Below are 4,690 nucleotides of genomic sequence, written 5' to 3'. Positions count from 1 at the left end.
CAACCCCCATCTAATTAAATTTACCTCTTTTTGTCAATTTTACTCGCTCGCCCAAAAGATCTCAAATGGGTTCTATAGGTGCTTGAGCGAGTACATCGTTTCAATCCCTGATAGGGTTTTAGGTTTTTTCCGGCATACTATACCATCTCCATAGCTAGCAGTAACAGAGTTTCAATCCCTGATAGGGTTTTAGGTTTTTTCCGGCTTAAAATCGTCGCTAGCTTCTTGCTCTTTGCTCGCGTTTCAATCCCTGATAGGGTTTTAGGTTTTTTCCGGCAACAGCTAAACTCAGTTTCAAGTGGTCGCGCTTGTAGTTTCAATCCCTGATAGGGTTTTAGGTTTTTTCCGGCTCTTGCTGCTTTATTTTTATTCTTATGGGAAAACCAAGTTTCAATCCCTGATAGGGTTTTAGGTTTTTTCCGGCGATTGTTCTTTGAGCGCTTTGTCAACCTTTTCGCGTTTCAATCCCTGATAGGGTTTTAGGTTTTTTCCGGCATCTAACAGCGATCTTGTGCCATAAATTTGAATCGTTTCAATCCCTGATAGGGTTTTAGGTTTTTTCCGGCAATATAGAAAAATTTATATTCAAGAAAAGGGACTGGGTTTCAATCCCTGATAGGGTTTTAGGTTTTTTCCGGCAGAATAGTGATGAAATAACAAACCAAGAATCAAAGTTTCAATCCCTGATAGGGTTTTAGGTTTTTTCCGGCCGTCAATAACAACAGCAACAATTCAAGCCAGCGAGTTTCAATCCCTGATAGGGTTTTAGGTTTTTTCCGGCTTAATATGTCTAATCAAAAAATGTTACGAAGTCATGTTTCAATCCCTGATAGGGTTTTAGGTTTTTTCCGGCGCTCACCAGTTTCTGTGTTGTCAAATTTTTTAATGTTTCAATCCCTGATAGGGTTTTAGGTTTTTTCCGGCAAATTTAGTTCTAACTAATCCGGTTTGAAGTGCTAGAGTTTCAATCCCTGATAGGGTTTTAGGTTTTTTCCGGCGATTCAGCGGTATTTTCTGCTAACGCCAGTAGCTTGTTTCAATCCCTGATAGGGTTTTAGGTTTTTTCCGGCTAGAAGACTACAAGCACCCTCAAAATGCGCTCGTGTTTCAATCCCTGATAGGGTTTTAGGTTTTTTCCGGCGCCCACCACATAGGAAGCGGCCGACCTTCCCAATCAAACAGTGCAAGTTTCAATCCCTGATAGGGTTTTAGGTTTTTTCCGGCCTAACGGGAATTTGTTTGGATAAGTCTAACTGGGTTTCAATCCCTGATAGGGTTTTAGGTTTTTTCCGGCATCAAATGACAAAAGTATATGTCTCAGAAAATTTTGTTTCAATCCCTGATAGGGTTTTAGGTTTTTTCCGGCAAAAAATACCAACTGGGAATCAGACTTAAGCTGGGTTTCAATCCCTGATAGGGTTTTAGGTTTTTTCCGGCTTTTCTGGATTAATGGGAGCCTCCGCACATACGCGTTTCAATCCCTGATAGGGTTTTAGGTTTTTTCCGGCGGTACAGACGCGCCGTTGATATTGTGCGCGACATGTTTCAATCCCTGATAGGGTTTTAGGTTTTTTCCGGCATTTTATACGTACACTGAAGCAGTACAAACAAATGTTTCAATCCCTGATAGGGTTTTAGGTTTTTTCCGGCTGGTGGGAAGGAGCTTGGCAATGGTATCTAGAAAGTTTCAATCCCTGATAGGGTTTTAGGTTTTTTCCGGCGTCAATATCGAAGTCAATCTCGGTACATCGGGCAGTTTCAATCCCTGATAGGGTTTTAGGTTTTTTCCGGCCGCCCGTTCCAGAAGCCAGGGTGTATTTGGTTTTCAAGGTGCAGTTGCGTCAGTCAACAGCAAAAGTACCATTGCAGCCTTCGGCTTGTCAATACCAGATTTTCCCTACAACCTGCAAAACCTTATGCTGTAAAGCTTACAGACTTTCCGTCAATCGTTTTTTCAGACTAGGGGCATCAAACTATTGCTCCACATGAGTTTGAGCCGAAAAATTTGATAGCCCGATTTTAACACCTACCCATTCACGGAAACTCAGCAAAAAATATTCTTCGCTCAACGGGCTCTACCCCACCAATACCTTCGATCTTAGCCTGACAGCCAGTGCACAGCGGAAAAAACCAAATACTGTCTTCCTTGGGTTGGATAACTTTGTTCGGCATGGCGATCGTAACTTAGATTTGAGTCCTAGCCGGCATCAATCTCCTCAACTGGTTCGATGACTTTGTTCGGCGTGGCATCGTAACTTAGACTTGAATCCTAGCCTGTATCAATCTCCTCAAACGATTCCGCCAACCAGAAAGCAAAGCGATTAAAAAACAACTCCGCTCTATCAAAAAAAATTAGCTCATATTCAACAGCTAACGACTTAGATACTTATCTCTAAAATCTCACGAAACAGCCATATTAAAGCTGCCAAGTCCTAGACTTATCAAAATCTATGCTTTAGAAAATCACAGACCACAACTTATATCCTACCGAAATTGAATCCCAATTAATTGCTAGGAGTGATTTGCCCCAACTTATTCAGCGAAACCTAAACCTTCAACAATAAGCGAATTTTTACCTGCCATATTTGCGGTATTTACGCTTCGCGGTTCCGAAAAAGATTATTGGGAAATTGCCTACAAAATCCCCAAATTAACTTAAAATCAGTAGAGTGGCATTTACCTTAAAACTACCTATGACAAAAGCCGAAATTAGCACCAAAAACATCACAGTTCCTAACGGGGATTTGCAAATAGCTGCATACCTAGCCCAGCCAACCTCCCCAGGACAATTTCCCGCAGTTATCGTGATTCAAGAAATCTTTGGCGTCAACTCACACATCCGCGAAGTTACTGAAAGAATAGCAAAAGAAGGATATGTGGCGATCGCCCCAGCCATTTACCAGCGTCAAGCCTCCGGCTTTGAAACCGGCTACACACCCGAAGCCATCCAAATCGGCAGAGAATACAAAGAAAAAACCACCGCTGCCGAACTTATCAGCGATATCCAAGCCACCATCGATTACCTCAAAACTCTACCCTCTGTCAAACAAGAAGGTTTTGGCTGCATCGGTTTCTGCTTTGGAGGGCACGTCGCATACCTTGCCGCTACTTTGCCCGAAATCAAGGCTACAGCGTCGTTCTACGGCGCCGGTATCGCCACTCTAACCCCCGGCGGCGGAACCCCCACCATCGCCCGCACAGCAGACATTAAAGGCACTCTCTACGCCTTTTTTGGCACTCAAGACCCCAGCATTCCCTTAGAACAAGTTGACCAAATCGCCGCAGAATTGCAAAAACACAGTATTTCTCACCAAATTTTCCGCTACAATGCCGATCACGGCTTCTTCTGCGACCACCGCGGCAGTTACGACGCTACGGCAGCAGCCGACTCGTGGGTGCAGGTGAAGCAGCTATTTCATCAGCAACTTCAACCAGCTTAGAGAGTGGGAGATGGGGAGATAGGGAGATGGGGAGAGTGGGAAAATTTTTTCTACTGACGACTGCCAACTAAATTACTGACAACTGACAACTAAACTGACATGAATTCCAAATCTACAGGTTCTCAAAGCGCAAAAGCATCCTTTTCAATGGATGATTTTGCTAAAGCCCTCGAACAGCACAATTACGAGTTCCAGAAGGGACAAGTAGTGCGCGGCAAAGTGTTCGAGTACGACTCAAACGGCGCGTATGTTGATATCGGCGGCAAGTCTTCGGCTTTTTTGCCAATCGAAGAGGCTGCTTTGAGAACAGTAACGGATTTGTCGGAAGTGGTTCCGCTGGACGAGGAACGGGACTTTTTGATTATCCGCGAACAAGATGCAGATGGCCAAGTTACTTTGTCTCTGCGGCAGTTACAAATTCAGCAAGCTTGGGAAGATTTAATTGAATTGCAGGAAACCGGTAAAGTTCTTCAGGTGCGAGTTTCTGGGGCGAATAAGGGCGGCGTGACTGTAGATGTTCAGGGAATGCGTGGCTTTATTCCCCGATCGCACTTAGTCGATCGCGATAACCTAGAATCGCTGATCGGCCAATCTTTGAGCGTTAATTTTTTGGAGGTCGATCGCGAACGAGAAAAACTCGTACTTTCCCAGCGGATGGCCACTCAATCGAATGCCTTCAAGGACTTGCAAATTGGTCAGTTGGTAGAAGGAAAAGTCAGCAGCATTAAGCCTTTTGGCGTGTTTGTGGACTTGGAAGGAGTTAGCGGTTTGCTGCACATCAAGCAAGTTAGCCAAAAATATATTGATAACCTTGGAAAGGTGTTTGCTCCCGGTCAACCCCTGAAAGCGATCGTAGTTGACCTCGATGAAAGTCGTGGCCGAATTTCACTTTCTACGCGGGTACTGGAAAATTACCCAGGGGAAATGGTGGATAAAATGGCGGATGTTATGGATACTGCAGAAGAGCGATCGGAACGTGCTAGAAAGACTCTTTCTTAAGTCTTGATATAATTACAACCCCGACTTCTTAAAGAAGTCGGGGTTGTAACAGCGCGATCGTTTTACGTTTAATTAAGTTGATGTACTTATTTTGAATTTTACATCGACTTCTTATACCAGTTTCCAAAAATAATCCCACTCTAGGCTAACTCCAAACCCCTAAGCTGTTGCACATTTAAACCCACATTCCGCAGATGTGGGTGGAATTTTTTTATCAGTTGTGAAAAGTGGGAACCCCAAAGTTTTTCCGT

At 43.9% G+C, this 4,690-nt stretch carries 2 protein-coding genes and 1 CRISPR repeat array; both genes read left to right on the top strand.

Annotation, left to right across the window (positions count from 1 at the left end; genetic code table 11):
- Positions 1-97: 97 nt before the first annotated feature.
- Positions 98-1,792: direct repeats of the CRISPR family, unit length 37 nt; unit sequence GTTTCAATCCCTGATAGGGTTTTAGGTTTTTTCCGGC.
- A 901-nt stretch (positions 1,793-2,693) separates the two neighbouring features.
- On the top strand, positions 2,694-3,440 hold the full coding sequence (locus tag QUA04_RS28700; protein ID WP_333263912.1) for a dienelactone hydrolase family protein: 747 nt from the start codon (positions 2,694-2,696) through the stop codon (positions 3,438-3,440).
- Positions 3,441-3,539: 99 nt separating this feature from the next.
- A complete protein-coding gene (locus tag QUA04_RS28695) occupies positions 3,540-4,439 on the top strand; it encodes a S1 RNA-binding domain-containing protein (protein ID WP_333156944.1) in 900 nt (299 codons plus the stop codon).
- Positions 4,440-4,690 lie beyond the last annotated feature (251 nt).

The sequence above is a fragment of the Microcoleus sp. S13_C5 genome (genome assembly GCF_036700845.1).
Lineage (GTDB): Bacteria > Cyanobacteriota > Cyanobacteriia > Cyanobacteriales > Microcoleaceae > Microcoleus.
Note: the sequence above shows the minus strand (reverse complement) of the source record. Positions and strands in the feature narration are given on the sequence as shown.